The sequence below is a fragment of the Stenotrophomonas sp. 704A1 genome, assembly GCF_030549525.1.
Taxonomy (GTDB): Bacteria; Pseudomonadota; Gammaproteobacteria; order Xanthomonadales; family Xanthomonadaceae; genus Stenotrophomonas; species Stenotrophomonas tuberculopleuritidis.
The window spans coordinates 1,562,624-1,584,487 of sequence record NZ_CP130831.1 but is presented as its reverse complement, the minus strand read 5'-3'; the positions used below and the strand labels follow the sequence as shown (position 1 = coordinate 1,584,487).

The window sequence follows — 21,864 nt, the reverse complement described above, 5'->3', positions numbered from 1 at the left end:
CTCAAAGTTTGAATACGGTGTCGATCACCACGGCGGACGACTTGGCGTCCACGTCGTCGGTGGCGAACCCGGTGATCTGGTAGATGGGAGAGGTTTCGTCGAGGGGGGCGCCCATGGCCAGCGACGATTCGCCGACCACGCAGCTGTCGATCTGGCGCACGTTGACCGCCGGCGAGGCCTCGTCCTCGCGCCCTTCGGCCCAGTCGGCCGGATCGTAGCCATCGTCGCAGGCACGCGAGATGGTGTCGGACTGGACCAGGCTGTCTTCGCCCACTGACGTGCGGTTGGCGATCGCCTCGACCGAGCGCTCGGCGGCGCGCACGACGCCTTCACTGTTCTGGAAGGCACGGTTGGCGGCGCGGTAGTTGGACGCCATTTTCTCCTGCATGCCAGCGACCTGCATGCCGGCGATGCCGAGCAGCGCCAGCAGGATCAGCATGATCAGGGCGACATACAGCACCGCACCACGCTGCTGACGAGGCGCTGGGGCAGGACGGAAGGAGCGTGGGAAGGCGTTCATGTCAGTTCCCGAACAGTCGGTTGCGCAGTGCGATGGTGACTTCGTAACTGGTGCGATAGCGCCCGTCGTTGCTGTCCCCCGGCTGGAACGTCACGCCCAGCGCCGCAGGGCCATTGCTGGCCTTGACCGAAGAAGACGGATTGGGACTGCGCATCAGCAGGCCCACCTGCACCTGGCCGACGCGCAGCCATTGCGCCGCGCCGCTGGCGCTGGCATCGGTACTGACCTGGCTGGCGGTGCCCTGCTCGGTGAGGTTGCCGGCCGGCGGTGTGACCAGCCCGATATCGTCGGTGGTATCCAGCCCATACATCAGCTGCAGGCTCTCGACCCCTTCCACCAGTTCCTCGTTGATGGAGTAGTCGCCTGAATCGTCGGCCCGTGCACGACGCAGCCCCGGCTCGTTGGTATCGGGGTTGAGCCCGATGTAATAGACCATCGACTCGGCCCGGTACAGCATGGTCTGACCGGTCGGCTGCGCGGTGTAGCGCGACAGGTCCACGCCGGTGGCGGTGACCCGTGCGCCACTCAGGCCGCCGGCGAACACATCGGCATGCCCGCAGTCGGCCAGGCCGAACAGGGTCGGATCGCCCACGCCACCGCTGGTCAGGCGTGCAACGCTGTCGCTGTCCATGTCCAGCACCGAGTTGCCGCTGGAGGCATCGATCGCCGTCACCGGCACGCCCTCCGGGGCGAGGTAGCGCAGCACCAGCACGTCGCTGCCACCGGCCGGCGCCGGAACCAGTCCGGAGATCGAGGCCGGCAGGCCCTCGGGCACGGCCCAGTCGCCGCCCAGGGTCAACGTATCGGTGGGCGCGGTTCCCGGCGCCTCATAGCCCTGGATGGAAACGCCGAAATCCAACGGCGAGCCGTCACCCAGGGTGGCGCCCAGGTGGGAGACCGGATCGCCCTGGTTCTTGATCAGGTGGGCCTGGTCGTTGACGCAGCCCATGTGCCCGGCCATGCGGATGTCGCGCTGCAGGAAATCCAGCGCGAAGCGGCCGTTCTCCTGCACGCGGGAGGCGCCTTCGGACAGCCGCGACGCAGCCTGCGAGGCGGAAAACACCTGCACCACGCCCAGCAGCAGGATCAGGCTGATGGCCATGGCCACCATCAGCTCCACCAGGGACAGACCGGCCATGCCGGCGCGACGTGCGATGGGCATGGTCACAGCTCCGTAGCCAGGGCGAAGGTGGTGGCCTTGTCCGGGTCATCCGGATCCCAGCGCTGGTCGCCCCAGGTAATGGCGACGTTGACCACGCCTGCGACATAGGTGACCTCCGCGCCGGCATCATCACCCAGCGCCTTGACCACCCCGCACTGCCAACGGCTGATCTTCTGGGCGATGGTGACCGCACCGGTATCGCGGCTGCACACCGCCTCGGCGGTCATGCTGCCGGGCGCGAAGCTGGCCGAGGTGTACCAGCCGGCCTGGTAGCGGTTGCTGCGCATCTGCTCGGTCAGGTCGTAGGCCAGGGTGGTGGCCTGGGTGCGATAGTTCGCGCTCTGCACGAACCGCACGTTCATGGTCTGCAGCAGGGCGAAGCCCAGCAGGCCGAACGCCAGCACGATCATCGCGATCAGCACTTCCAGCAGGGTGAAGCCGCCAGCCTGGCGTGCACGGAGGGGACGCTTCATTCGCACGCTTCCTTGATGCTGCGGATCTGCCCGGAGGCGTTGACGGTGAGCGTGCGCCGGTTCATCGCGCCCTTGCTGCAGGTGTCCGGCTGCAGTTCGATCTGCTGGTCGGCGACGGCCACGCGGCGGCCGCGGCCGTCGAAGGCGATCTCGGCCGACGGGCCGCTGATCTGGAGTTTCGGATTGCCACCGACATAACGCAGTACGGTCTCGCCGGAGGACAGCTGGCCATCACGGTCGGCATCGGCGAAGGCCAGCATGCCCCCGGACCAGGTGCCATCGCAGGTGCTGCCATCGCTGCTGCCGCAGATGCCGCCACCGCGATTGCTGCGGACCGCCTCGCTGCGCGCGAGGTTGACCAGGCCGATGATCTCGTTGTTGATCGTGGTGACCCGGTTGGAACGGATCGTGCTCTGGAAGCTCGGATAGGCAAGCGTCGAGAGGATCGCGACCACGGCAATCGTGACCATCAACTCGACCAGCGTGAAGCCGTTGGACCGGCGCAGTGACATTGGACGCTCCCCAGCGTGTTGGTGGCCACGATGGCGCACCGGCCTGCCGCCGGCAAGCGGCGGCAGGATGAACGGTCAGACTGGGGCGACAGGCGTCAAAGGCTTGACGACCCACCCTGCCCCGGCCGGCCCGGCGCGGCCCCCGCCGCGCCGGCAGGCGTCAGGCCAGCACCTGGTAGCAGGGCTGGTACTCGCCGGAGATCTTCATCCGGCGCTGCTCGACGAAGGCGCGCAGCAGCGCATCCAGCGCCTGCATCATGTCCGGGTCGCCATGGATCTGGAACGGACCGGATTCCTCGATGCGGCGCATGCCCTCTTCCTTCACGTTGCCGGCGACGATGCCGGAGAAGGCGCGCCGCAGATCCGCCGCCAGCGCATGCGGGGCACGTCCGTGGTGCAGGTCCAGCGCGGCCATCGCCTCGTGGGTGGGCACGAACGGCTGCTGGTACTCCCACGGAATCTCGATGGACCAGTTGAAGAAGAACGAATCCTTCTGCGCCAGGCGGTGCTCGCGCACGCGCTTGATGCCGGCGGACATCTTCTTGGCCACCGCCACCGGGTCGCCGATGACGATCTCGTAGCGCTCGGCGGCCGCATCGCCCAGCGTCAGGCGGATGAAGCGGTCGATCTGCTCGAAGTACGGCGCGGCCACGGTCGGGCCGGTCAGGATCAGCGGGAACGGCAGGTCCTTGTTTTCCTCGCGCAGCAGGATGCCGAGCAGGTACAGGATCTCCTCGGCGGTACCGACGCCACCGGCGAACACGATGATGCCGTGACCGATGCGGACGAAGGCCTCCAGGCGCTTCTCGATGTCCGGCATGATCACCAGGTGGTTGACGATCGGGTTCGGCGACTCGGCGGCGATGATGCCCGGCTCGGTCAGGCCGATGTAGCGCGTCACGCTGCGGCGCTGCTTGGCGTGGGCAATGGTGGCCCCCTTCATCGGGCCCTTCATCGCGCCCGGGCCGCAGCCGGTGCAGATGTCCAGGCCGCGCAGGCCCAGCTCGTAGCCGACCTGCTTGGTGTACAGGTACTCGTCGCGCGAGATCGAGTGGCCGCCCCAGCACACCACCAGGTTCGGGTCGCCCGGGTTGAGGATGCGCGCATTGCGCAGCAGGCCGAACACTGCGTTGGTGATGCCCTCGGACGACTCCAGCTCGGCCGCGTAGGCCGGGCCCATCTCGATGGCCATGTAGGCCAGGTCACGCACCACCGCGAACAGCAGCTCGGCGACGCCGCGGATGATCTCGCCGTCGACGAAGGCCATCGCCGGGGCATTGACCAGGTCGATGCGCACGCCGCGATCCTGCTGCGCCACCTGGATGTCGAAATCGGGGTAGAGATCGCGCGCCGCGCGCGGATCGTCGGACGCGCTGCCGCTGGTCAGCACCGCCAGCGCGCAGCGGCGCAGCAGCTCGTGCATGCCACCGCCGGAGGCGTCGCGCAGGCGCGCCACTTCGGCCCGCGACAGCACATCCAGGCCACCGCGGGGGTAGATCCGCGCGTCCTGCACCGGCAGCGTCCGCGCTGCCTTTTCGTTCGTTGTCATATCCACTTTTCTGCTTCCTTTAAGGTGTCCGACTGTACTGCCGCCCCCTTAAAAAGCAAAACGGCCGGGAAGCCCGACCGTTGGATAGGTGCGTCCCGCGTTCACCGCTCCGGGACCGCATCGGCGGCATCTGCGCCGCGCACGTGTCCGGATGCTACGCCGATGCCCTGCCCCCTGCAAGGACTTTCGCCTGAACGAAAAACGGCCGGGTTTCCCCGGCCGTTTCCGTATGCAGCAACTACGTCAGTTCATCAGAACTGGTAGCGGAAGCCCAGCTGCAGCGACCACTGCGACACGCCCACGTCGAAGCCATCGGCGTCGGCGTTGGCGACGGTCGGGGTATCCGCACCGCGGTAGTTGTACACGTACTTGCCCTGGTACATGCCCTGCAGGGTGGCCACACGGCTGTCGGCGAAGAAGCCGTAGTCGTAGATGTTGCCCCACTTCTTGTTCAGCATGTTGCCAACGTTCTGGATATCCAGCCAGATCTCCGACTTGTGCCCCTTCATGAAGCCCGGCAGCTGCTGGCTGATGCGGATGTCGAAGGTGTTGATCCAGCCGGTACGGAACTGGTTGGCACCCGGCGTGCTGCCGGCGTACTTGGCCAGATCCGGGTTGGCGGCCAGCCAGGCGAAGAAGTCCTTTTCCATCTGCGCGTTGGCGGTGAACTGGCCATTGGCAGCCAGGGTACCGAACAGCACGTCGCCCGGGCCCTTCGGCACGTAGAACAGGTCGTTGGCCGAGCGGCCGTCGCCGTTGGCGTCGTTGACGTAGACGTAGCTGTACGGACGGCCGCTGCGGCCTTCGTACACCAGGCCGATCTTGGTTTCGTAGTCACCGAAGAACTTGTGCTTCCAGTTCAGCGAGCCCGACAGGCGGTCGCGGATCTGGTAGCGCGAGGTGTTCTCGACCGGGGTGTTGGCGTCGAACGCGTACTGGTAGTTCCAACCCGAGCTGGCGGTGGAGCTGGTCAGCGAGCCGACTTCGGTGGCATCGGTGTAGGTGTAACCGATGTTCCAGGACCAGTCGCTGGTATCGCTCCACGGCTTGGACAGCGACGCGGTGAACTGCGAAGTGCGGCCCTTGTCGGTGTTGTTGATCAGGTAGACGTTGTTGTAGGCGGTGTTGCGTGCCACGCGCGCGTCACCGTTGGCCCACGCACCGACCTTGTTCTGGGCGTAGTACATGTCACGGCCATCCGGACCCTGGTACTGCACCGGACCCAGGTTCAGGTTCTGGTAGAACAGGCCGTCCTTGACCTTGGTGACCAGCAGTTCGGCCGAAGCCACGATGCCGTACCACGGCGTTTCGTGGTCGAAGGCCAGATTGGCCTTGTAGATCGACGGCAGCTTGAAGTCGTTGCCGACGAAGTTGACGTTCTGCTGGTTTGAACCGGCACCCGGCGGAATCGGCTGGTTGTCCTTGTTGCCATTGAAGGCCAGGCCCGGGGTGTAGGCGTTGGAGCGCAGGCTGTAGACGCTGGTGTTGAAGCCGGTGGCCGAATAGCTGTTGCTGATCCACACCTGCGGCGAGTCACCCTGGAACAGGCCCACGCCACCACGCAGCTGGGTCGGACGCTCGGTGTCGAAGGTGTAGTTGAAGCCGAAGCGCGGCTGGATCAGGAACTTGCTTTCGAAGACCTTGCTGTTGTTGTAGCCGAAGAAGTTCGACGCAGCAGCGTTGTAGGCCGGCGACGGGCTGGTATCCGGACGGTCGGCACGCAGGCCCAGGGTCAGGGTCAGGTTGCTGTTGACGTACCAGGTGTCCTGCACGAACAGCGCAAGGTTGCTGTACTTGTAGTCAGCCGGAATCGAACCCGGGGTACGCTCCGGCGCGTAGTCGTAGGTGCTCCAGCGGCCGGCGGCGAAGTTGTCCAGGCCGTAGAAGGTGTAGGCGCCCCACGAGTTGGCACCGTAGTAGTTGTAGATGTCGTTGGTGTCGTACGAGGCACCGAACTTGACGTCGTGGTCACCCAGGGTCAGGGTGCCGGCGCCGTAGTAGTTCCACGCCTTGGTCTCGAGGATGTTGTCCTGCGAGTTGACTTCGGTACCCAGGTACAGCGAGTCACCCGACGGCGCAGCGGTGGTGCCGTCGAAGTAGATGCGCACGCTCGGTGCATTGGTGCTGACCGCACGGATCGCCGAGAACTCGCGGTACGAGGCCTTGAACTCGGTGGAGAAGTTGTCGGTCCAGTCGCTGAACAGCTGGGCGACGTAGCTCTCGTTGGTCTTGTCGTGCTGGTACCAGTACGAGTTGAGCGAGGCAGAGCTGGTGGTCATGCCGTTGATGCGCAGCTTGCTCTGGTCGATCTTGCTGTAGCGGATGTTGGCACGGTGGTTGTCGCTGATGTTCCAGTCCAGCTTCAGCGCGTACTCTTCCATCGAAGTGTCGCCGTTGCTTTCGATGCCACCGGCGTCGATGCCGTAGCCCTGCGCGATCTGCTGCGCACGGGTCACGTCAGCCAGGGTGAACTGGCCATTGGCCTTGCCCAGCGGGGTGGTCGCCAGGTCGGCACCCGGTGCGGACTGCTCGAACTTCTCGTAGTTGGCGAAGAAGAACAGCTTGTCCTTGACGATCGGACCACCGACGGTCATGCCGTAGGTCTTTTCCTTGGTGAAGCCATTGAACGGCTGGCCTTCCGGGTTGTCGCCGAACCAGTCGCCGTCACGGTAGGTGCCGTACACCGAGCCGTGGAATTCATTGGTACCGGACTTGGTCACCGCGTTGACGGTGGCACCGGCGGCGGCAGCGATGCTGACGTCGTAGTTGGACAGGTTGATGTCCAGCGCTTCGATGGCTTCCATCGCGACCGGCTGGCGGCGGGTCGGCATGTTGTTGCCTTCCAGGCCGAAGGTGTCGCTGGCCGACACGCCGTCGATGCTGATCGAGTTGAAGCGCGGGTTCTGGCCGCCGGCCGAGATCGAACCCGAGGCGCGATCGATGAAGGTCACGCGCGGATCCAGGCGCATCAGATCCTGGATGTTGCCGCCGATGGACGGCGCAACTTCGATCTGCTGCTGGCTGATGTTGGTGCCCGAGCCCATCTTGGTGGCGCTGAACACTTCCGAGCCGCCGCCGACAGCGGTGACCTGCACGGTGTCCAGGTTGGTCGCGGCGAGGTCGCCGGCCAGGGTGGCATTGATGGTGCCGGTCTGGTTCACGCCCAGGTAGACGCCATCTTCGGTCTTGGTGCCTTCACCGGGCTTGGTGATGGTGATCGAGTACGGACCACCCACGCGCAGGCCGCGCGCGTTGTAGCGGCCGGCCGCATCGGTGGTGGCACGCGAAACGGTGCCCGACTCGGTGTGGGTGATGGTGACTTCAGCACCGGCGACGGGCTGGCCTGCGCGGGACACGACCTGGCCGCCGACACCGGCGGAGGTGCTCTGGGCGAAGGCGGGAGCGGCGGCGAGCGCAGCCACGAGACCAAGGGTAAGCTTGGACATCCGGAGTGGGTGGGTCATTTTTCGGTAGCCTCGATGCGAGTTGGGCGATGGCGGAAAAAAAGCGCATCCAACCAGCCTTGCGGGCGGCTGACTGGACATTTATCTGGGGTTCCCTACCGTGAACGGCAGCTGCCGCAACGGTTAACACTAGATTAACACGCTACGCCTTCAATGTGACGGTTGTGCGACAAACGGCACCGGATCGCAACGCTATCGTGACGGAATCTTCATTCCGCTTTACGAGCGGCCTCACCCATCGATGGCGGATTGCCCGCATCGAGTATCTGCCCGCGCCATGCCTGTCCCGCGCTGGACAGCAGCGTCACCGCGGCGGCAGCGGCGGCTTCCGGACCGCGCGCGGCCGGGTCCTGGTCGATCGAATAGGCCCGCGCCCGCAGGGCGGTGCGCAGCGGCCCGGGGTACAGCCCGCTGACCCGGACCGGACTGCGGCCCAGTTCGTCGTGCAGGCTGGCGATCAATCCGCGCAGCCCGTGCTGGGCAACGCCATAGCCCCCCCAGTAGGCCTGCCCTACCCGCTCCGGGGCATCGACGGCGAATACCAGGGCGGCGTCTTCACGCTGCCGCAGCAGCGGCAGGCAGGCCTGTGCCAGCCACGCCGGGGCGGTCAGGGTCACGTGCAGGGCACGGGCGAAGCTGGCCGGGTCGGCCAGCTCGAAAGGCGTCAGGCCGGGGAAGTGCGCTGCACAGACCAGCAGGCCGTCCAGGCGGCCCAGTTCGCGGTCCAGCGCCTGCGCCAGCTCGGCATAGTCATCGGGGCCGGCGCCTTCCAGATCCAGCGGATACAGCAGCGGTTCGGGACCGACCGCCTGGACCTGTGCATAGACCCGGTCCAGGCGCCGCGGCTTGCGCCCCAGCAGGACCACGGTGGCCCCCGCCTCGGCGGCGGCAACGGCGGCCGCACTGCCCAGCCCACCGCCGGCGCCGGCGACGAGCACCACGCGGTCCCGCAACGGACGGCCATCCTGCGCCCCGTCTGACGGTGACGCCGATGGCCAGGCACTCATTGCTGGGTCGCCTCTTCGACGATGCGCTTGAGCTCGCCGGCTTCGAACAGTTCCATGACGATGTCGCAGCCACCGATCAGTTCGCCGTTGATGAACAGCTGCGGGAAGGTGGGCAGGTTGGAGAAGCGTGGCAGGTTGGCGCGGATTTCCGGTTCCTCCAGCACGTTGACGGTGCGCAGCGCGACGGCGCCGGCAGCCATCAGCGCCTGCACGGCGCGGCTGGAATAGCCGCACATCGGGTATTGCGGGGTGCCCTTCATGAACAGCACGAGCGGGTAACGATCCACCTCGGCCTGGATTTGCTGCATTACCGCCACACCTCACTCCTTGCTTCGCCGGACAAACCGACCGCGACGGTCGGCTAGACTGCCCACGGTAGCCGCCATTGTAAGCCGATGGTACCGGCTGCCGCCGCCCCCTGGCCACGAACCTGTCCATGCCCGTCGAACTGCCCGCCCTGCCCTACCTGCCCGCCTCCCTGCAGCCGCACCTGTCCACGCAGACCGTGGAACTGCACCACGGTCGCCACCATCGCGCCTACGTCGATGCGGTCAATGCCGCCATCGTCGGCACTGAATGGGAAGAAGCGTCACTGGAAGAGATCGTCCGCCATGCCCAGGGCACGGTGTTCGACGCCGCCGCCCAGGCCTGGAACCACGCCTTCTACTGGCAGTGCCTGCGTCCGCGCGGGGGCGGCGAGCCGCAGGGACGTCTCGGCGAACTGGTCAAGCGCCAGTTCGGCGACGGGCAGCGCCTGCGTGAGGAGTTCAACCGCGCCGCGCTGGGCCTGTTCGGCTCCGGCTGGGTGTGGCTGGTACAGCACCCGGGGGGCCAGCTGGGCGTGCAGACCACCCGCAACGCCGGGACGCCACTGACCGGCGACAGTACGCCGCTGCTGTGCTGCGACCTGTGGGAACACGCGTACTACACCGACTACCAGAACGACCGCGCGCGTTACCTGGAGGCGTTCTGGCAGCTGGTGAACTGGGAGTTCGCCGACAGCCAGCTGCGCTGAGGAGCCGCCGGGCATGGCCCGGCGCTACCCAACCCCGCATCGCTGCACCGCGCCGCGCCGGGCGGATCACCCAGCCCGGTAGCGCCGGGCCATGCCCGGCGACGCCATGGGCCTCACGCGTTCTCGTGCGCCGCCACTGCGTCCATCACCCGTGCCGAGTACACCAGCGCGGCGCCAGCATTGAGCGACACCGCCACGCCCAACGCTTCGGCGATTTCCTCGCGGCTGGCGCCGTGCTTCAGCGCGGCATCCACATGCACGGTGATGCAGCCATCGCAGCGCGTGGTGACCGCCACTGCCAGCGCGATCAGCTCGCGGGTACGGGCATCGAGGTGGTTGGTCTGCGCACCGGCATTGGCCAGGGTGGCGTAGCCCTTGAGGGTATCGGGTGAGAGCTTGCCGATCTCGCCGATGCGGCCCTTCAGTTCCGTGCGGTAATGGTTCCAGTCGAGCATGGCGGTGACTCCGTAGAAGGAAGCGCCACGCTACCATCGCCACGGGTGCGCCACTGCACGCATCGGCGCGCCACATCGTTGCACCCGCTCGTGCCGGCCACTGGCCGGCACGTTCCTGCTCAGCGGTTGCGCAGCGCGTGCACGGCCGGAGCCACCTGGGCCTGGCGGTCCAGCTCCAGACCGACCTGCTCCAGTGCGTCGGCCAGTGCGGCAGCCTCGTCGTCGCGCAGGGTGGCATGGCCGACCTTGCGGCCCTCACGCGGTTCCTTGCCGTAGTCGTGCCAGTGGCCGCTGGACTGCTGCAGCACCGGCGCCGGATCGGGCATCGCGCCCAGCCAGTTAAGCATGCACGCATGACCCAGCATGCGCGTGCTGCCCAGCGGCAACCCCAGCACCGCACGCAGATGGTTCTCGAACTGCGAGGTCTCGCTGCCTTCGATGGTCCAGTGCCCGGAGTTGTGCACCCGCGGCGCCATTTCATTGGCCAGCAGTTCGCCATCCCGGCAGAACAGTTCCAGCGCGAACACGCCGACGTACTGCAGGTGTTCGGCAACCCGGCGGGCATAGCCGATCGCGGCCTCGTGCTCGGCCACCGACAGCACCGCCGGGGCTACGCTGGCCGACAGCACGCCATCGACATGCCAGTTGCCGGTGACCGGCCAGGCCTGGAAGCTGCCGTCGCGCCCGCGCACCGCGACCACGCTGACCTCCCGCTGGAAGGCGACGAAGCCTTCCAGGATCAGCCCCGTGCGCTCGACCTGGGCGCCCAGTGCATCCCACGCGGCATCGATGTCGGCCTCGCTGCGCAGGCGGAACTGGCCCTTGCCGTCATAGCCGAGGCGGCGCGTCTTGAGGATGCACGGCAGGCCGAACGCGGCGGCCTTCGCCGCCAGCTCATCACGGCTGCGGATGTCGGCGAAGGCCGGCAGCGGGATGCCCAGCTGCTGGAACAGGGTCTTCTCGCTCAACCGGTCCTGCGCCACCGCCAGTGCCGACGGCGGCGGGTACACCGGTACGCGTTCGGCCAGCCACTGGGCGCTGTCGGCCGGCACGTTCTCGAAGTCGAAGGTGATCACGTCGACCCGGGCAGCGAAGTCCGCCAGCGCCTGGCGGTCATCGAAGGCGCCCACCGTCAGCGGCGCGAGCGGGCCACTGCAGGCATCGGCCGCCGGATCGTAGAGTTCGAAACGCAGCCCCAGCGGTGCCCCCGCCAGGACCATCATGCGGGCGAGCTGGCCGCCGCCGAGGATGCCGACGGTCAGGCTCATTGGCGCGGATCGTCGTGGGCCATCACCTCTTCGGTCTGGCGTGCACGGAAGCCGTCCAGCGCCTGGCCGATGGCCGGCTGGTCGCTGGCCAGCATCGCGGCCGCGAACAGCGCGGCGTTGGAAGCGCCGGCGTTGCCGATGGCGAAGGTGGCGACCGGGATGCCGGCCGGCATCTGCACGATCGACAGCAGCGAATCCATGCCGTTGAGGGCCTTGGACTGCACCGGCACACCGAGCACCGGCACCGCGGTCTTGGCCGCGATCATGCCCGGCAGGTGCGCGGCACCGCCGGCGCCGGCGATGATCGCGCGCAGGCCGCGCGGCCCCGCCTGCTCGGCATAGCTGAACAACACATCCGGCGTCCGATGCGCGGACACCACCTTCACTTCGAACGGAACACCCAGGGCTTCAAGCTTCTGGGCGGCGTGCTGCATGGTTTCCCAGTCGGAACGGGAACCCATGACGATGCCGACAAGCGGCGCGATCGGGTTGGGGGTCATTGGCCGTCACCTGCCTTAAAGACGTATTCTAGCCGTCTTCCACGCAAGACGAAGACCCATGGATCGCAAGCTGCTTGACCTGCTGGTATCGCCGGACACCCGCCAGCCCCTGTCCCTGCTGGATGGCAAGGGCCTGGAAGCCCTCAACAAGGCCATCGTCGCCGGCTCGGTGAGCAAGGCCGACGGCAACCCGCTGGCGCAGCCGCTGCGCGAGGCGCTGGTCACCCGCGACCGCAGGCAGGTGTTCCGGGTCGACGACGGCATTCCGGTGCTGCTGGCCGAGGAAGCCATCCCGACCGCGCAGATCGCCGACTTCCCGTCTTCATGAGCCGGCGGCCCACGGACGCGCTGCCGTCGGACAGGCTGCCGACGCCGGATCCGGCCGTTGTCGCCGCCGATGTCGCCCGCGCGCTGGCCGAGGATCTCGGCAGCGGCGATGTCACCGCCGCCCTGCTACCTGACCAGGCCGACAGCGCCTACCTGCTGTGCAAGCAGGATGCGGTGATCGCCGGCCGGCCGTGGTTCGATGCCACCCACCGCGCGCTCGACCCCGATGTGCGCATCGAGTGGCGCGTGGCTGAAGGCGATGCCGTCACTGCCGGCACCGTGCTGGCGTTGCTGCACGGGCGCAGCCGCAGCCTGGTCAGTGCCGAGCGCACCTCGCTGAATTTCCTGCAGACGCTGTCCGGCACCGCCACCACCACCGCGCGCTACGTGGCGGCAGTGGAAGGCACCGGCACGCGCATTCTCGATACCCGCAAGACCCTGCCCGGGCTGCGCCTGGCGCAGAAGTACGCGGTGCGCTGTGGCGGCGGCGACAACCACCGCTTCGGCCTGTACGACACCGTGATGCTGAAGGAAAACCACATCCGCGCCGCCGGCTCGCTGCCGGCCGCGGTGGCCGCGGCACGCCGGCAGTGGCCGCAGCTGCCGCTGGTGGTGGAAGTCGAAGACCTGGCACAGCTGCGGCAGGCACTGGACGCCGGCTGCGAGCGCATCCTGCTGGATGACTTCAGCGCGGAACTGCGCCGCGAGGCGGTGCGCATCGCCGCCGGCCGCATCCCGCTGGAAGTCTCCGGCAGCGTCGGCCTCGGTGGCCTGCGCGCGATCGCCGACGACGGGGTGGACTGCATCTCCATCGGCGGGCTGACCAAGCATGTGCAGGCGATCGACCTGTCGCTGAAGCTGGGGCCGCCGCCCGGCTGAGGCCCGGCGCTGGCGCAGGCATCGTCCCCATCGATTGCACCGCGCATGGCCGGATCCACCCGGCGTTCACGACAGCGCTGCGACGCTGCGCGCATCCCCCACAGGAGCCGCGCATGCGTCGGATGCTCTTGCCCGTCTGCCTGCTGCTGGCAGCGACGCCGTTGTCGGCCGCTGCCGCCGAAGCCTGCGATGTGCCACCCCGGTTCGGACTGAGCCCGTTGGCGGTAGCCATCCGCAATACCGCCTGCAACGAGCACCGCCTCTGGTACCGGCCTTTCATCGACCGTGATGGCCGCGCGGCAAGCCTCAGTGTCACCGAGGCCGAGGCCGACCACCTGGCCGACAACGGCCTGATCGCCTGGCAGCGCGTGACCACCTACTGGCGCGACAGCGGCACCCTGAACGCGCTGGGCAGCCAGCCCGGCGCCAGCAGCTGCCTGGCACCGCTGGGAACCCGTTACACCGACAGTGACTGCCGCGCCTTCCTGATCGACAACCCGTGGTCGGCAGCCTTCATTTCCTGGGTGATGACACGCGCCGGCGTACCCGGGTTCAACAGTTCGCCGCGCCATATCGACTACATCCGGGCCGCCTACCAGGCCGGCCCGGCCGGCGTGCCGTATCGCCTGGTCGATCCGGGCACGGCCAAGCCCGCCCCCGGCGACCTGCTGTGCTTCCTGCGTGACCGCAGCACCACGCTCAGCTACAGCGGGCTGGTGCAGGCGCTGGGCAATGGTTCGGTGGGCCACTGGAAGTCGCACTGCGAGGTCGTGGTGTCCGCCAACCTGGGCGGCGACCAGACGTTGTACCTGGTGGGCGGCAACGTGATGAACACCGTGGCGATGCGGATGCTGCCACTGGACCGCACCGGCCGGATCCAGCTGCCGTCGCGGCGCGAGCGTGACAGCACCGGCATCGACCCGACCTGCACGCCGGGCCGCGAGGACGAGTGCAGCTTCAACCGCCAGGACTGGGCCGCGCTGCTGCAGTTGAATGCCAGCGCGCCGGCGCTGGCGCCGCCCACGCCGGTGCCTGCGCCGCTGCCGGTGCAGCCGATGGGCAGTCGCTGAGCACTGCCGCTTGATCCGGGCGCCCATCGCCGCCATCTTTGCTGGATCGACCGCTGACGCCTGGAACCATGCCTACCTTGTTGCTTCTGCTGATTGCCGGCGGCATCGTCTACTTCTTCTGGAACGCGGCGCGCTCCGCAGCCGAACGGGCGGTCGAACTGGGCCGCAATGCCTGCCGCGCCGCCGATGTGCAATGGCTGGACCAGGCCGTGCACGCAACCGGCCTGCGCCTGAGCCGTGGCGAGGATGGGCGGCTCGGCTTCGAGCGCACCTTCAAGTTCGAATATTCCTACGACGGCATCGATCGCCATGTCGGCCGCATGGTGCTGCGCGGCGACCAGCTGGTCTCGTTCACGGGGCCGGGCGCAGCGCGGATCAGCCAGATCCGGGCCGATGTGGACGATGCCGAGGATGTCTAGGCCGCGGTGATCCGGCGTGCCGGGCGACGGCCGTCGCCCTGCAGGAGTGGATCGCCGGCCTGAAAAAAGCCGCCCCGGGGGGCGGCGTCGAAAACGTTACTTGACCACGCGCAGATTCGGGCGCCCCTTCGGCGGCGGGCCTGCAGGCGGGGTGTCTTCCGGCGGCGGCGCATCCTCATCGTGCAGCAGCTCGTCGCTGGTCGGCGCCGGTTCGCCACCGGGGATGTCATCCGGCAGCGCCATGCCCTGCCCGGTCTCGCGCGCATACACGGCCAGCACCGCACTGATCGGCACCTGGACCGGATAGCTGGCGCCGGAGAACCGGGCCGAGAAGCTCACTGACTCGTTGTCGATCACCAGGCGCACCACCGCGCGCTCGGCGATGTTGAGCACCACCCGGCCATCCTTGACCGCCGAAGGCGGGACCTGCACGCCGGGTACACCGGCGTCGACCAGGATGTGCGGAGTCAGCTGGTTGTCATTGATCCATTCCACCAGTGCGCGCAGCAGGTACGGGCGGTGGCTGGTCATGTGGAAGAAGTCTTCGGTCATGCGTGAAGTGTACGCGCCCGACGCCCCTGCCGGGGCGGATCGCCTGCACGCCGGTCGGCGTGCAGACGGGAAAGCGGCCGCCGGATCAGACCGGCAGGTCGCGCAGCTTCTTTTCCTGCTCGGTCAGGCTGCGGGCGAATCCGGGGTGGCGGAAGATCCGGTTGCCGTAGTCTTCGATCGCCTTGCTGTCCTTCGGCAGCGGCACGTCCAGCGACTGCAGCCGCCAGATGATCGGCGCCATCGCGCAGTCGGCCAGGCTCATTTCCGGGTTGAGGAAGAACTTGCTGGCCTTGAACAGCGGCAGCGAGGCGGTCAACAGCTCCTTCAGCCGCTTGCGCCCGGCCTCGGCCTGGGTCTTGTTGCCCAGCTGGATGGCCTGCACCTGCGGCACCCAGTCGTGCTCGATGCGCAGCATGGCCAGGCGGATGCGCGCGCGCGACAACGGATCGACCGGCATCAGCGGCGGGTGCGGATAGCGCTCGTCGAGGTACTCGCTGACCACCGAGGCGGCATACAGCACCAGCTCGCGTTCGACCAGGGTCGGCACCGAGTGGTACGGGTTGAGATCGATCAGGTCCTCGGGCGGATTCTGTGGGTCGACCGGGACGAAATCAAAGGTCACACCCTTGGCCGCCAGGACCAGGCGCACACGGTGGCACAGTACATCGTCGTTCGAGGAAAACAGCGTCAGTGTATTGCGCATGCGTACGCTCGCCGCCATCAAAGGCTCTCCTACGACAGGAGACCGCCTGCCGCATCGGCGCCGCCAGCACCGTGCCGGCGGTCGACTCCTCCCCGAGTGTGCAACCGACCATCACAAAAGCCAATAGGCCCGAAGCAATGGCCGGCCCTGGATCAGTGCACGTCCTTCCAGTATTCCTTCTTCAACAGGTAGAGCAGGAAGGTCAGCAGGGCCAGGAACAGGATCACCCACACGCCCAGCTGCTGCCGCTTGAGCGCCGCCGGCTCGCCGGCGTATTCGAGGAAGTTGGTGATGTCACGCACCGCCTGGTCGTACTGCGCTGCGTCCACCGAGCCCGGGCTGTCGATGCGCAGGCCAGTCACCGGCGGGTCCATGCCCGGCGCTTCGGCCTTGCCGTGCACCGCATGCTGCAGGCCCTGCATCTCCCACAGCGGGTTGGGCATCGAGGCGTTGGCGAACAGGGCGTTGTTCCAGCCCAGCGGCCGGCTGCTGTCCAGGTAGAACGACTTCAGGTAGGTGTAGATCCAGTCGCTGCCACGCACGCGCGAGATCAGGCTGAGATCCGGCGGCATCTTGCCGAACCATTTTTCCGCCTGTTCCTTCGGCATCGCCACCGGAACCGGATCACCGATCGCCGAGCCGGTGAAGTTGAGGTTGTTCATCACCTCTTCCTCGCTCAGGCCCAGGTCCTGGGCCATGCGCGAGTACCGCAGGTACTTCAGCGCATGGCAGCCGGAACAGTAGTTCATGTACAGCTGCGCGCCCCGCTGCAGCGACGCGCGGTCGCCAAGGTCGTTGCCAGCCTGCAGCAGCGTGGTGCCGCCCTCGGCGGCAGAGGCCAGCGCACTGCCGAGCATCAGCGCGGCCGCGCAGGCCAGCCGGACAATCCAGTGGTCAGTCATGCGTGGTCACCCGATCCGGTACCGGTTTGGTCCTGTCCAGCCTGGTCCATATCGGCATGGTGATGAAGAAGGCGAAATACAGGAAGGTCAGCACACGCCCGACATAGGTTTCATGTGCATCGGTGCCCGGGCCCGAGCCGATCACCCCCAGCCAGACGAAGCACACCGCGAACACGCCAAGCAGCACCCGCGACAGGATGCCGCGGTAGCGGTAGGACTTGACCCGCGCACGGTCCAGCCACGGCACCAGGAACAGGATCGCGATCGCCGAGAACATCACGATCACGCCGCCGAGCTTGTTCGGCACCACCCGCAGCATCGCGTAGTACGGCGTGTAGTACCACACCGGCTTGATGTGCTCGGGCGTGACCAGGCGGTTGGCCTCGGTGAAGTTGTCGTGTTCCAGGAACAGGCCGCCGAAGGCCGGCGCGAAGAAGATGATGAAGGCCGCGATGATCAGCAGGAAGCCGGCGCCGACCCCGTCCTTGAGCGTGAAGTACGGATGGAACGGGACGCCGTCGGCCGGTGCGTTCGGCGACCAGCGGTTGCCCTTTGGCCCCTTCTTGATCTCCACGCCATCGGGATTGTTGGAGCCCACTTCGTGCAGGGCCCCCAGGTGCAGTACCACCAGCAGCAGCAGCACCAGCGGCAGCGCGATCACATGCAGGGCGAAGAACCGGTTGAGCGTGGCATCGCTGGGCAGGTAGTCGCCCATGATCCACTCGGTCAGCCCGTTGCCGATCACCGGAATGGCACCAAACAGCGAGATGATCACCTTGGCCCCCCAGAACGACATCTGGCCCCACGGCAGCACGTAGCCCATGAAGGCTTCGGCCATCAGCACCAGGTAGATCAGCATGCCCAGGATCCACACCAGCTCGCGCGGTTTCTGGTAGCTGCCATACAGCAGCCCGCGGAACATGTGCAGGTAGACCACGATGAAGAACAGCGAGGCGCCGGTGGAGTGCATGTAGCGGATCAGCCAGCCCCACTCCACGTCCCGCATGATGTATTCGATGGAGGCGAATGCTTCGGCGGCATTCGTCTTGTAATGCATGGTGAGGAAGATGCCGGTGACGATCTGGTTGACCAGCACCAGCAGCGCCAGCGAACCGAAGTAGTACCAGATGTTGAAGTTCTTCGGCGCGTAGTACTCGCTGACGTGCTTGCGGTAGATCGGCATCAGCCCCGGTGCGCGGGCGTTGACCCAGTCGGCGACGCCGGTGGCGGTACGGCTGAGGATATTGGCCATCAGGCAGCCCCCTGCGGATCAACACCGATGATGACGGTGTTGTCGTCCTGGTAGTGGTGCGGTGGCACCAGCAGGTTGATCGGCGCCGGCACGTCCTTGAAGACGCGGCCGGACATGTCGAAGCGCGATTTGTGGCAGGGGCAGAAGTAGCCACCCTTCCATTGCGGATCGTAGGGCTCGGGACGGATCTCGGCGACCATTTCCGGCGAGCAGCCCAGATGCGTGCACAGCCCGACCAGCACCGAGATGTCCGGCTTGATCGAACGCAGCTCCGGGTTCTGCTTGAGCACGTATTCGGGCTGCTGGTCCTTCTCGCCGGACTCGGGGTCCTTGAGACGATCGTCCAGCCCGTGCAGCGCGTCGAGGATGGCCTTGGACCGCTTGACGATCCAGATCGGCTGGCCACGCCATTCCACGATCAGGCGCTGGCCTTCCTGCAGGGCGCTGATGTCGGCCACCACGGGTGCACCGGCAAGCTTGGCCCGCGCACTGGGATTCCAGGATTTGATGAAAGGAACTGCGGTGAATCCGACGCCGACGGCGCCCACCACGGCTGTGGTGGCAGAAAGAAAACGCCGACGTCCGGTGTTGACTGGATCGTGTACCCCATCGTTGGCCATCCGGCACTCCGATATTGATTAGGTAGCTTTAAGGCTGCCAGCGGATCCGGTGGGGGCCAGAGCCGCATTGAATCACGGTCGAGTGTAGCGGAACCGTCGCGCGCCACACAACGCATTGCAACAACTCTTTGTTTGTACCGCTTCGCTCGCCGGGCATGGCCCGGCGCTGCTGGTGGTGCCGCTTCGTTCGCCGGGCATGGCCCGGCGCTACTGGTGGTGCCGCTTCGCTCGCCGGGCATGGCCCGGCGCTACCGGTGGTGCCGCTTCGTTCGCCGGGCATGGCCCGCTGCTGCTGGTGGTGCCGCTTCGCTCGCCGGGCATGGCCCGGCGCTACTGGTGGCTGAGGGCGGTGCGGTAACGCTCGGCCAGCTGGCCGACCCGGCGCACGTAGTACTGGGTCTCACTATAGGGCGGTACGCCGCGATGGCGGTCGACCGCGCCTTCGCCGGCGTTGTATCCGGCAGCGGCCAGGGTCAGGTCGCCATTGAAACGTTTCAGCAGCCACGCAAGATACTGCACACCGCCGCGGATGTTCTGCCCGGCATCGTAGGCGTCGCTGACCCCGAAGCGTGCGGCGGTCGGCGGCATCAGCTGCATCAGTCCCTGGGCGCCGGCGCGGCTCAGCGCCGTCGGGTTGTAGGCCGACTCGGCGTGGATGATCGCGCGCACGATCGCCTCTTCCACGCCGAACTCGCGGGCGGCCGAGGCGATCTCGGTCTGGAAGGAGGTGGTGTTCAGGCGCACGCTGCCGAAATCGACGCGCGGATTGACGCCGCAGGCGTAACAGCGCTCCATGAAGCTGTAACGGATGGTCCGTACCGGGCCGAGGTTGGCGACCTGTGTGGGGCGGGCGCTGGTGTAGTGGCGAACCCCGTCCTGCATGTACGAATAGACCTGGCCGCTGACCATGCGTCCGCCGCGCGGTGTGGCCGGCGCGGGCACCGGCGTCGGTGCGACGGCAGGACTGGCCGCAGCGGCGGTCACCGCGACCGGATTGCGCTCGGCACGGGCCACGGCAGCGGCAGGCGTGGGCGTTGCCGGCAGCGGCGCGGCGGCTGCCGGCCGTGATGGCCGGCCGGCGCTGCGCGAATAGCTGATGGTGCTGCACTGGGCACCGGCCACCCGCTTGCTGACATAGCTGGTGACCCCGTCGGTGCCCAGGCACTTGTACAGGGTGCCGGCGCTGGCCGGCGCAGCGGTCAGCGCAGCGATGATGATCGCCGTTGTCCCCAGTCTCCCCTTCATGGGCGCGAGTGTCCCAGCTTCGCCGCAGCTTGCCAAGCGACGCGGCTCAGTCCGTGACCAGCGGCACAGCCAGCACCTGGCCGAGCCCGGCCAGCCGCTGCGCCAGTTCCTCGCGCAGCGCTGGCGGGGTGGTCCACAGCGCCAGCGGCAGCCGGTCCAGGCTGAGGATCTGCGCCAGCATCATGCCGCGGCTCTCCGCCCCCATCCGCAGCAGGCAGTGGCTGGCGCCATCGGCTTCCAGCACGCCGCACCAGGGCGGCACGCGGCCGGCCAGCTCGGCCTCCGAGCCGGCAAGGCGCAGCACGGCCTGCAGCGCGAACGGCGCCTGGCTGACCGCCTGCCGCACCATCACGTCCGGCGGCGCCGGGGTGCGCCGGTGCATGCCGGGGCCGCCCTGTGGATGAACCGCCCCCATGCGGTCCACCCGCAGGGTGCGCCAGTCCTGCCGCCCCAGGTCCCATGCCAGCAGGTACCAGCGGCGCCCGTAGTTGACCAGGTGCTGGGCCTCGACCTCGCGCTGGGTCAGCACGTCCTGCGCGCTGCGGTACTCGAAAGCCAGCCGCGTGGCCTGTCGGCAGTACTGGGCCAGGCGACCGAGCAGGCGCGCGTCGGTGGAAGGCTGATCCGACAGGGTGGCGGTCGCCGCATGCACTTCGCCGGCCTGCTGCCGGCGCCGGGTCGGCACCAGCGGGTCCAGTTTGGACAGCAGGCCGCGCGCGGTGTCGTCGATGCCGGAGACGGTGGCCGACGCCGCGCGCAGCGCGATCGCCAGGGTGGTCGCCTCCTCCTCGTCCAGCAGCATCGGCAGCACCGGCGCGCCGGCCCCCAGGCGGTAGCCGCCGCCCACGCCGGCCGACGCCTGGACCGGGTAGCCCAGTTCGCGCAGGCGCTCGACATCGCGACGGATGCTGCGCCGGTCCACGCCCATGCGCTCGGCCAGTTCGGCGCCGGACCAGTGGCGGCGCGCCTGCAGCAGGGCGATCAGGCGAAGCAGGCGATGGGCGGTATGGCGCATGGGGAATCGCGGACAGAAGTCGTCCGCGATAGTGCCCCAGCATGAGCCTCGATTCCAAGGAGCAGTGCCATGACCTCACGCCAGATCACCCTGTATCACGCTGCCCGTTCGCGCTCGAGCGGCGCGGTGGCCCTGCTTGAAGCCCTGGGTGCGGACTACCGCATGCAGGTGCTGGACCTGAAGGCCGGCGCCAACCTGGCCCCGGCCTACCTGGCCATCAACCCGATGGGCAAGGTGCCGGCCATCGTGCACAACGGCGCGCTGGTCACTGAACAGGTGGCGATCTACCTGTACCTGGCCGACCTGTACCCCGAAGCCGGGCTGGCGCCGCCGATCGGCGACGCACTGCGTGGCCCCTACCTGCGCTGGATGGCCTTCTACGGCGCCTGCTTCGAGCCTGCGATGATCGACCGCGCGATGCGGCGCGACCCGCCACCGCAGTCGATGTCGCCCTACAACGATGCCGATACCGTGCTGCAGGTGATCGAAGACCAGCTGGCACAGGGGCCGTACCTGCTGGGCGAGGTGATGAGCGCCGCCGACGTGCTGTGGGGCAATGCGCTGGCGTGGACCCGTGCGTTCGGCCTGGTCACCCCGGCAGCGGCGACTGCGGCCTACATCGACCGCATGAGCGCATTGACCGCCTTCGACCGCTCGCGGCAGATCGATGCGGAGCTGGTCGCGGCGTGAGCCATTGCGCCGGGCACGGCCCGGCGCACCCGGTGGATGCGGGTGGATGTCGGTAGCGCGGGGCCATGCCCCGCGAGCGCGCAGCGCGGTGCTTCCGGGATTCCGCCGGGCATGGCCCGGCGCTACCGGAGGATGCGGGTGGATGTCGGTAGCGCGGGGCCATGCCCCGCGAGCGCGCAGCGCGGCGCTTCCGGGATTCCGCCGGGCATGGCCCGGCGCTACCGGAGGATGCGGGTGGATGTCGGTAGCGCGGAGCCATGCGCCG

At 67.7% G+C, this 21,864-nt stretch carries 24 protein-coding genes; 6 read left to right on the top strand and 18 right to left on the bottom strand.

Features of this window, described 5'->3' with window-relative positions; translation table 11 throughout:
* Position 1: 1 nt before the first annotated feature.
* From Q5Z10_RS07325 to grxD, 8 genes are all read right to left on the bottom strand, one after another.
* Positions 2–520: a pilus assembly PilX family protein gene (locus Q5Z10_RS07325; RefSeq protein ID WP_303638586.1), complete on the bottom strand. Its 519-nt coding sequence runs from the start codon at positions 518–520 to the stop codon at positions 2–4.
* Between the two features lies 1 nt (position 521).
* Positions 522–1,682 carry a PilW family protein gene (locus Q5Z10_RS07320; RefSeq protein ID WP_303638585.1) on the bottom strand — a complete coding sequence of 387 codons (1,161 nt, stop codon included), beginning with the start codon at positions 1,680–1,682 and terminating at the stop codon, positions 522–524.
* A gap of 2 nt (positions 1,683–1,684) precedes the next feature.
* Positions 1,685–2,155 (bottom strand): type IV pilus modification protein PilV, encoded by a 471-nt coding sequence (gene pilV, locus Q5Z10_RS07315; RefSeq protein WP_303638584.1) that lies wholly within the window; start codon positions 2,153–2,155, stop codon positions 1,685–1,687.
* A complete protein-coding gene (locus tag Q5Z10_RS07310; RefSeq protein WP_303638583.1) occupies positions 2,152–2,667 on the bottom strand; it encodes a GspH/FimT family pseudopilin in 516 nt (171 codons plus the stop codon). The genes pilV and Q5Z10_RS07310 overlap by 4 nt, the downstream gene beginning before the upstream one ends.
* Positions 2,668–2,827: 160 nt before the next feature.
* Positions 2,828–4,216, bottom strand: a complete 1,389-nt coding sequence (gene ppnN, locus Q5Z10_RS07305) for a nucleotide 5'-monophosphate nucleosidase PpnN (protein ID WP_303638582.1) — start codon at positions 4,214–4,216, stop codon at positions 2,828–2,830.
* A 251-nt stretch (positions 4,217–4,467) separates the two neighbouring features.
* Complete coding sequence (locus Q5Z10_RS07300; RefSeq protein ID WP_303638581.1) at positions 4,468–7,662, bottom strand: TonB-dependent receptor; 3,195 nt, start codon at positions 7,660–7,662, stop codon at positions 4,468–4,470.
* Between the two features lie 227 nt (positions 7,663–7,889).
* Complete coding sequence (locus tag Q5Z10_RS07295; RefSeq protein WP_303638580.1) at positions 7,890–8,687, bottom strand: SDR family NAD(P)-dependent oxidoreductase; 798 nt, start codon at positions 8,685–8,687, stop codon at positions 7,890–7,892.
* Positions 8,684–9,004 (bottom strand): Grx4 family monothiol glutaredoxin, encoded by a 321-nt coding sequence (grxD, locus tag Q5Z10_RS07290; protein WP_303638579.1) that lies wholly within the window; start codon positions 9,002–9,004, stop codon positions 8,684–8,686. Before grxD ends, Q5Z10_RS07295 begins: the two co-directional genes overlap by 4 nt.
* Before the next feature lie 119 nt (positions 9,005–9,123).
* Between grxD and Q5Z10_RS07285 the strand changes: the two genes are divergently transcribed.
* Positions 9,124–9,702 (top strand): superoxide dismutase, encoded by a 579-nt coding sequence (locus tag Q5Z10_RS07285; protein ID WP_303638578.1) that lies wholly within the window; start codon positions 9,124–9,126, stop codon positions 9,700–9,702.
* 113 nt (positions 9,703–9,815) lie between these two features.
* Here the strand turns inward: Q5Z10_RS07285 and Q5Z10_RS07280 are convergent, their stop codons facing one another.
* The 3 genes from Q5Z10_RS07280 to purE all read right to left on the bottom strand — a co-directional run bounded on the left by Q5Z10_RS07280 (position 9,816) and on the right by purE (position 11,925).
* Positions 9,816–10,157: a carboxymuconolactone decarboxylase family protein gene (locus Q5Z10_RS07280; RefSeq protein WP_303638577.1), complete on the bottom strand. Its 342-nt coding sequence runs from the start codon at positions 10,155–10,157 to the stop codon at positions 9,816–9,818.
* A 119-nt stretch (positions 10,158–10,276) separates the two neighbouring features.
* Positions 10,277–11,425, bottom strand: coding sequence for a 5-(carboxyamino)imidazole ribonucleotide synthase (locus Q5Z10_RS07275; RefSeq protein ID WP_303638576.1), 1,149 nt, complete (start codon positions 11,423–11,425; stop codon positions 10,277–10,279).
* Positions 11,422–11,925, bottom strand: coding sequence for a 5-(carboxyamino)imidazole ribonucleotide mutase (gene purE / locus Q5Z10_RS07270; protein ID WP_303638575.1), 504 nt, complete (start codon positions 11,923–11,925; stop codon positions 11,422–11,424). Before purE ends, Q5Z10_RS07275 begins: the two co-directional genes overlap by 4 nt.
* Positions 11,926–11,983: 58 nt before the next feature.
* Between purE and Q5Z10_RS07265 the strand changes: the two genes are divergently transcribed.
* The 4 genes from Q5Z10_RS07265 to Q5Z10_RS07250 all read left to right on the top strand — a co-directional run bounded on the left by Q5Z10_RS07265 (position 11,984) and on the right by Q5Z10_RS07250 (position 14,620).
* Positions 11,984–12,253 carry a Trm112 family protein gene (locus Q5Z10_RS07265; protein ID WP_303638574.1) on the top strand — a complete coding sequence of 90 codons (270 nt, stop codon included), beginning with the start codon at positions 11,984–11,986 and terminating at the stop codon, positions 12,251–12,253.
* Positions 12,250–13,131: a carboxylating nicotinate-nucleotide diphosphorylase gene (gene nadC / locus Q5Z10_RS07260; protein WP_303638573.1), complete on the top strand. Its 882-nt coding sequence runs from the start codon at positions 12,250–12,252 to the stop codon at positions 13,129–13,131. The genes Q5Z10_RS07265 and nadC overlap by 4 nt, the downstream gene beginning before the upstream one ends.
* Positions 13,132–13,244: 113 nt before the next feature.
* Positions 13,245–14,201, top strand: a complete 957-nt coding sequence (locus tag Q5Z10_RS07255) for a DUF2272 domain-containing protein (protein WP_303638572.1) — start codon at positions 13,245–13,247, stop codon at positions 14,199–14,201.
* A 68-nt stretch (positions 14,202–14,269) separates the two neighbouring features.
* Complete coding sequence (locus tag Q5Z10_RS07250; protein WP_303638571.1) at positions 14,270–14,620, top strand: DUF3301 domain-containing protein; 351 nt, start codon at positions 14,270–14,272, stop codon at positions 14,618–14,620.
* A gap of 96 nt (positions 14,621–14,716) precedes the next feature.
* On the opposite strand, the gene Q5Z10_RS07245 is transcribed toward Q5Z10_RS07250, so the two are convergent.
* From Q5Z10_RS07245 to Q5Z10_RS07215, 7 genes are all read right to left on the bottom strand, one after another.
* Positions 14,717–15,172: a ClpXP protease specificity-enhancing factor gene (locus Q5Z10_RS07245; RefSeq protein ID WP_303638570.1), complete on the bottom strand. Its 456-nt coding sequence runs from the start codon at positions 15,170–15,172 to the stop codon at positions 14,717–14,719.
* A gap of 85 nt (positions 15,173–15,257) precedes the next feature.
* Positions 15,258–15,893 (bottom strand): glutathione S-transferase N-terminal domain-containing protein, encoded by a 636-nt coding sequence (locus Q5Z10_RS07240; RefSeq protein WP_303638569.1) that lies wholly within the window; start codon positions 15,891–15,893, stop codon positions 15,258–15,260.
* Positions 15,894–16,027: 134 nt separating this feature from the next.
* Positions 16,028–16,777, bottom strand: a complete 750-nt coding sequence (locus tag Q5Z10_RS07235) for a cytochrome c1 (protein ID WP_303638568.1) — start codon at positions 16,775–16,777, stop codon at positions 16,028–16,030.
* Positions 16,770–18,029, bottom strand: a complete 1,260-nt coding sequence (locus tag Q5Z10_RS07230; protein ID WP_303638567.1) for a cytochrome b — start codon at positions 18,027–18,029, stop codon at positions 16,770–16,772. The genes Q5Z10_RS07235 and Q5Z10_RS07230 overlap by 8 nt, the downstream gene beginning before the upstream one ends.
* Complete coding sequence (gene petA / locus Q5Z10_RS07225) at positions 18,029–18,649, bottom strand: ubiquinol-cytochrome c reductase iron-sulfur subunit (protein WP_303638566.1); 621 nt, start codon at positions 18,647–18,649, stop codon at positions 18,029–18,031. Before petA ends, Q5Z10_RS07230 begins: the two co-directional genes overlap by 1 nt.
* A 330-nt stretch (positions 18,650–18,979) precedes the next feature.
* Entirely contained in the window at positions 18,980–19,894 is a 915-nt protein-coding gene (locus tag Q5Z10_RS07220; protein WP_303638565.1) for a lytic transglycosylase domain-containing protein, read from the bottom strand.
* A 46-nt stretch (positions 19,895–19,940) separates the two neighbouring features.
* Complete coding sequence (locus Q5Z10_RS07215) at positions 19,941–20,909, bottom strand: helix-turn-helix transcriptional regulator (protein ID WP_303638564.1); 969 nt, start codon at positions 20,907–20,909, stop codon at positions 19,941–19,943.
* Between the two features lie 69 nt (positions 20,910–20,978).
* Here Q5Z10_RS07215 and Q5Z10_RS07210 point away from each other — a divergent pair, with 69 nt between their 5' ends.
* Positions 20,979–21,599 (top strand): glutathione S-transferase family protein, encoded by a 621-nt coding sequence (locus tag Q5Z10_RS07210; protein ID WP_303638563.1) that lies wholly within the window; start codon positions 20,979–20,981, stop codon positions 21,597–21,599.
* Positions 21,600–21,864 lie beyond the last annotated feature (265 nt).

Coding starts and splice junctions, on each gene's coding strand:
- Q5Z10_RS07300 (WP_303638581.1), bottom strand. CDS start 7,662: ATGTCCAAGCTTACCCTTGGTCTCGTGGCTGCGCTCGCCGCCGCTCCC.
- Q5Z10_RS07240 (WP_303638569.1), bottom strand. CDS start 15,893: ATGGCGGCGAGCGTACGCATGCGCAATACACTGACGCTGTTTTCCTCG.
- Q5Z10_RS07310 (WP_303638583.1), bottom strand. CDS start 2,667: ATGTCACTGCGCCGGTCCAACGGCTTCACGCTGGTCGAGTTGATGGTC.
- Q5Z10_RS07275 (WP_303638576.1), bottom strand. CDS start 11,425: ATGAGCCTGACCGTCGGCATCCTCGGCGGCGGCCAGCTCGCCCGCATG.
- Q5Z10_RS07235 (WP_303638568.1), bottom strand. CDS start 16,777: ATGACTGACCACTGGATTGTCCGGCTGGCCTGCGCGGCCGCGCTGATG.
- petA (WP_303638566.1), bottom strand. CDS start 18,649: ATGGCCAACGATGGGGTACACGATCCAGTCAACACCGGACGTCGGCGT.
- Q5Z10_RS07255 (WP_303638572.1), top strand. CDS start 13,245: ATGCGTCGGATGCTCTTGCCCGTCTGCCTGCTGCTGGCAGCGACGCCG.
- ppnN (WP_303638582.1), bottom strand. CDS start 4,216: ATGACAACGAACGAAAAGGCAGCGCGGACGCTGCCGGTGCAGGACGCG.
- nadC (WP_303638573.1), top strand. CDS start 12,250: ATGAGCCGGCGGCCCACGGACGCGCTGCCGTCGGACAGGCTGCCGACG.
- Q5Z10_RS07210 (WP_303638563.1), top strand. CDS start 20,979: ATGACCTCACGCCAGATCACCCTGTATCACGCTGCCCGTTCGCGCTCG.
- purE (WP_303638575.1), bottom strand. CDS start 11,925: ATGACCCCCAACCCGATCGCGCCGCTTGTCGGCATCGTCATGGGTTCC.
- Q5Z10_RS07220 (WP_303638565.1), bottom strand. CDS start 19,894: ATGAAGGGGAGACTGGGGACAACGGCGATCATCATCGCTGCGCTGACC.
- pilV (WP_303638584.1), bottom strand. CDS start 2,155: ATGAAGCGTCCCCTCCGTGCACGCCAGGCTGGCGGCTTCACCCTGCTG.
- Q5Z10_RS07285 (WP_303638578.1), top strand. CDS start 9,124: ATGCCCGTCGAACTGCCCGCCCTGCCCTACCTGCCCGCCTCCCTGCAG.
- Q5Z10_RS07245 (WP_303638570.1), bottom strand. CDS start 15,172: ATGACCGAAGACTTCTTCCACATGACCAGCCACCGCCCGTACCTGCTG.
- Q5Z10_RS07265 (WP_303638574.1), top strand. CDS start 11,984: ATGGATCGCAAGCTGCTTGACCTGCTGGTATCGCCGGACACCCGCCAG.
- Q5Z10_RS07250 (WP_303638571.1), top strand. CDS start 14,270: ATGCCTACCTTGTTGCTTCTGCTGATTGCCGGCGGCATCGTCTACTTC.
- Q5Z10_RS07295 (WP_303638580.1), bottom strand. CDS start 8,687: ATGAGTGCCTGGCCATCGGCGTCACCGTCAGACGGGGCGCAGGATGGC.
- Q5Z10_RS07280 (WP_303638577.1), bottom strand. CDS start 10,157: ATGCTCGACTGGAACCATTACCGCACGGAACTGAAGGGCCGCATCGGC.
- Q5Z10_RS07230 (WP_303638567.1), bottom strand. CDS start 18,029: ATGGCCAATATCCTCAGCCGTACCGCCACCGGCGTCGCCGACTGGGTC.
- Q5Z10_RS07325 (WP_303638586.1), bottom strand. CDS start 520: ATGAACGCCTTCCCACGCTCCTTCCGTCCTGCCCCAGCGCCTCGTCAG.
- Q5Z10_RS07215 (WP_303638564.1), bottom strand. CDS start 20,909: ATGCGCCATACCGCCCATCGCCTGCTTCGCCTGATCGCCCTGCTGCAG.
- Q5Z10_RS07320 (WP_303638585.1), bottom strand. CDS start 1,682: ATGCCCATCGCACGTCGCGCCGGCATGGCCGGTCTGTCCCTGGTGGAG.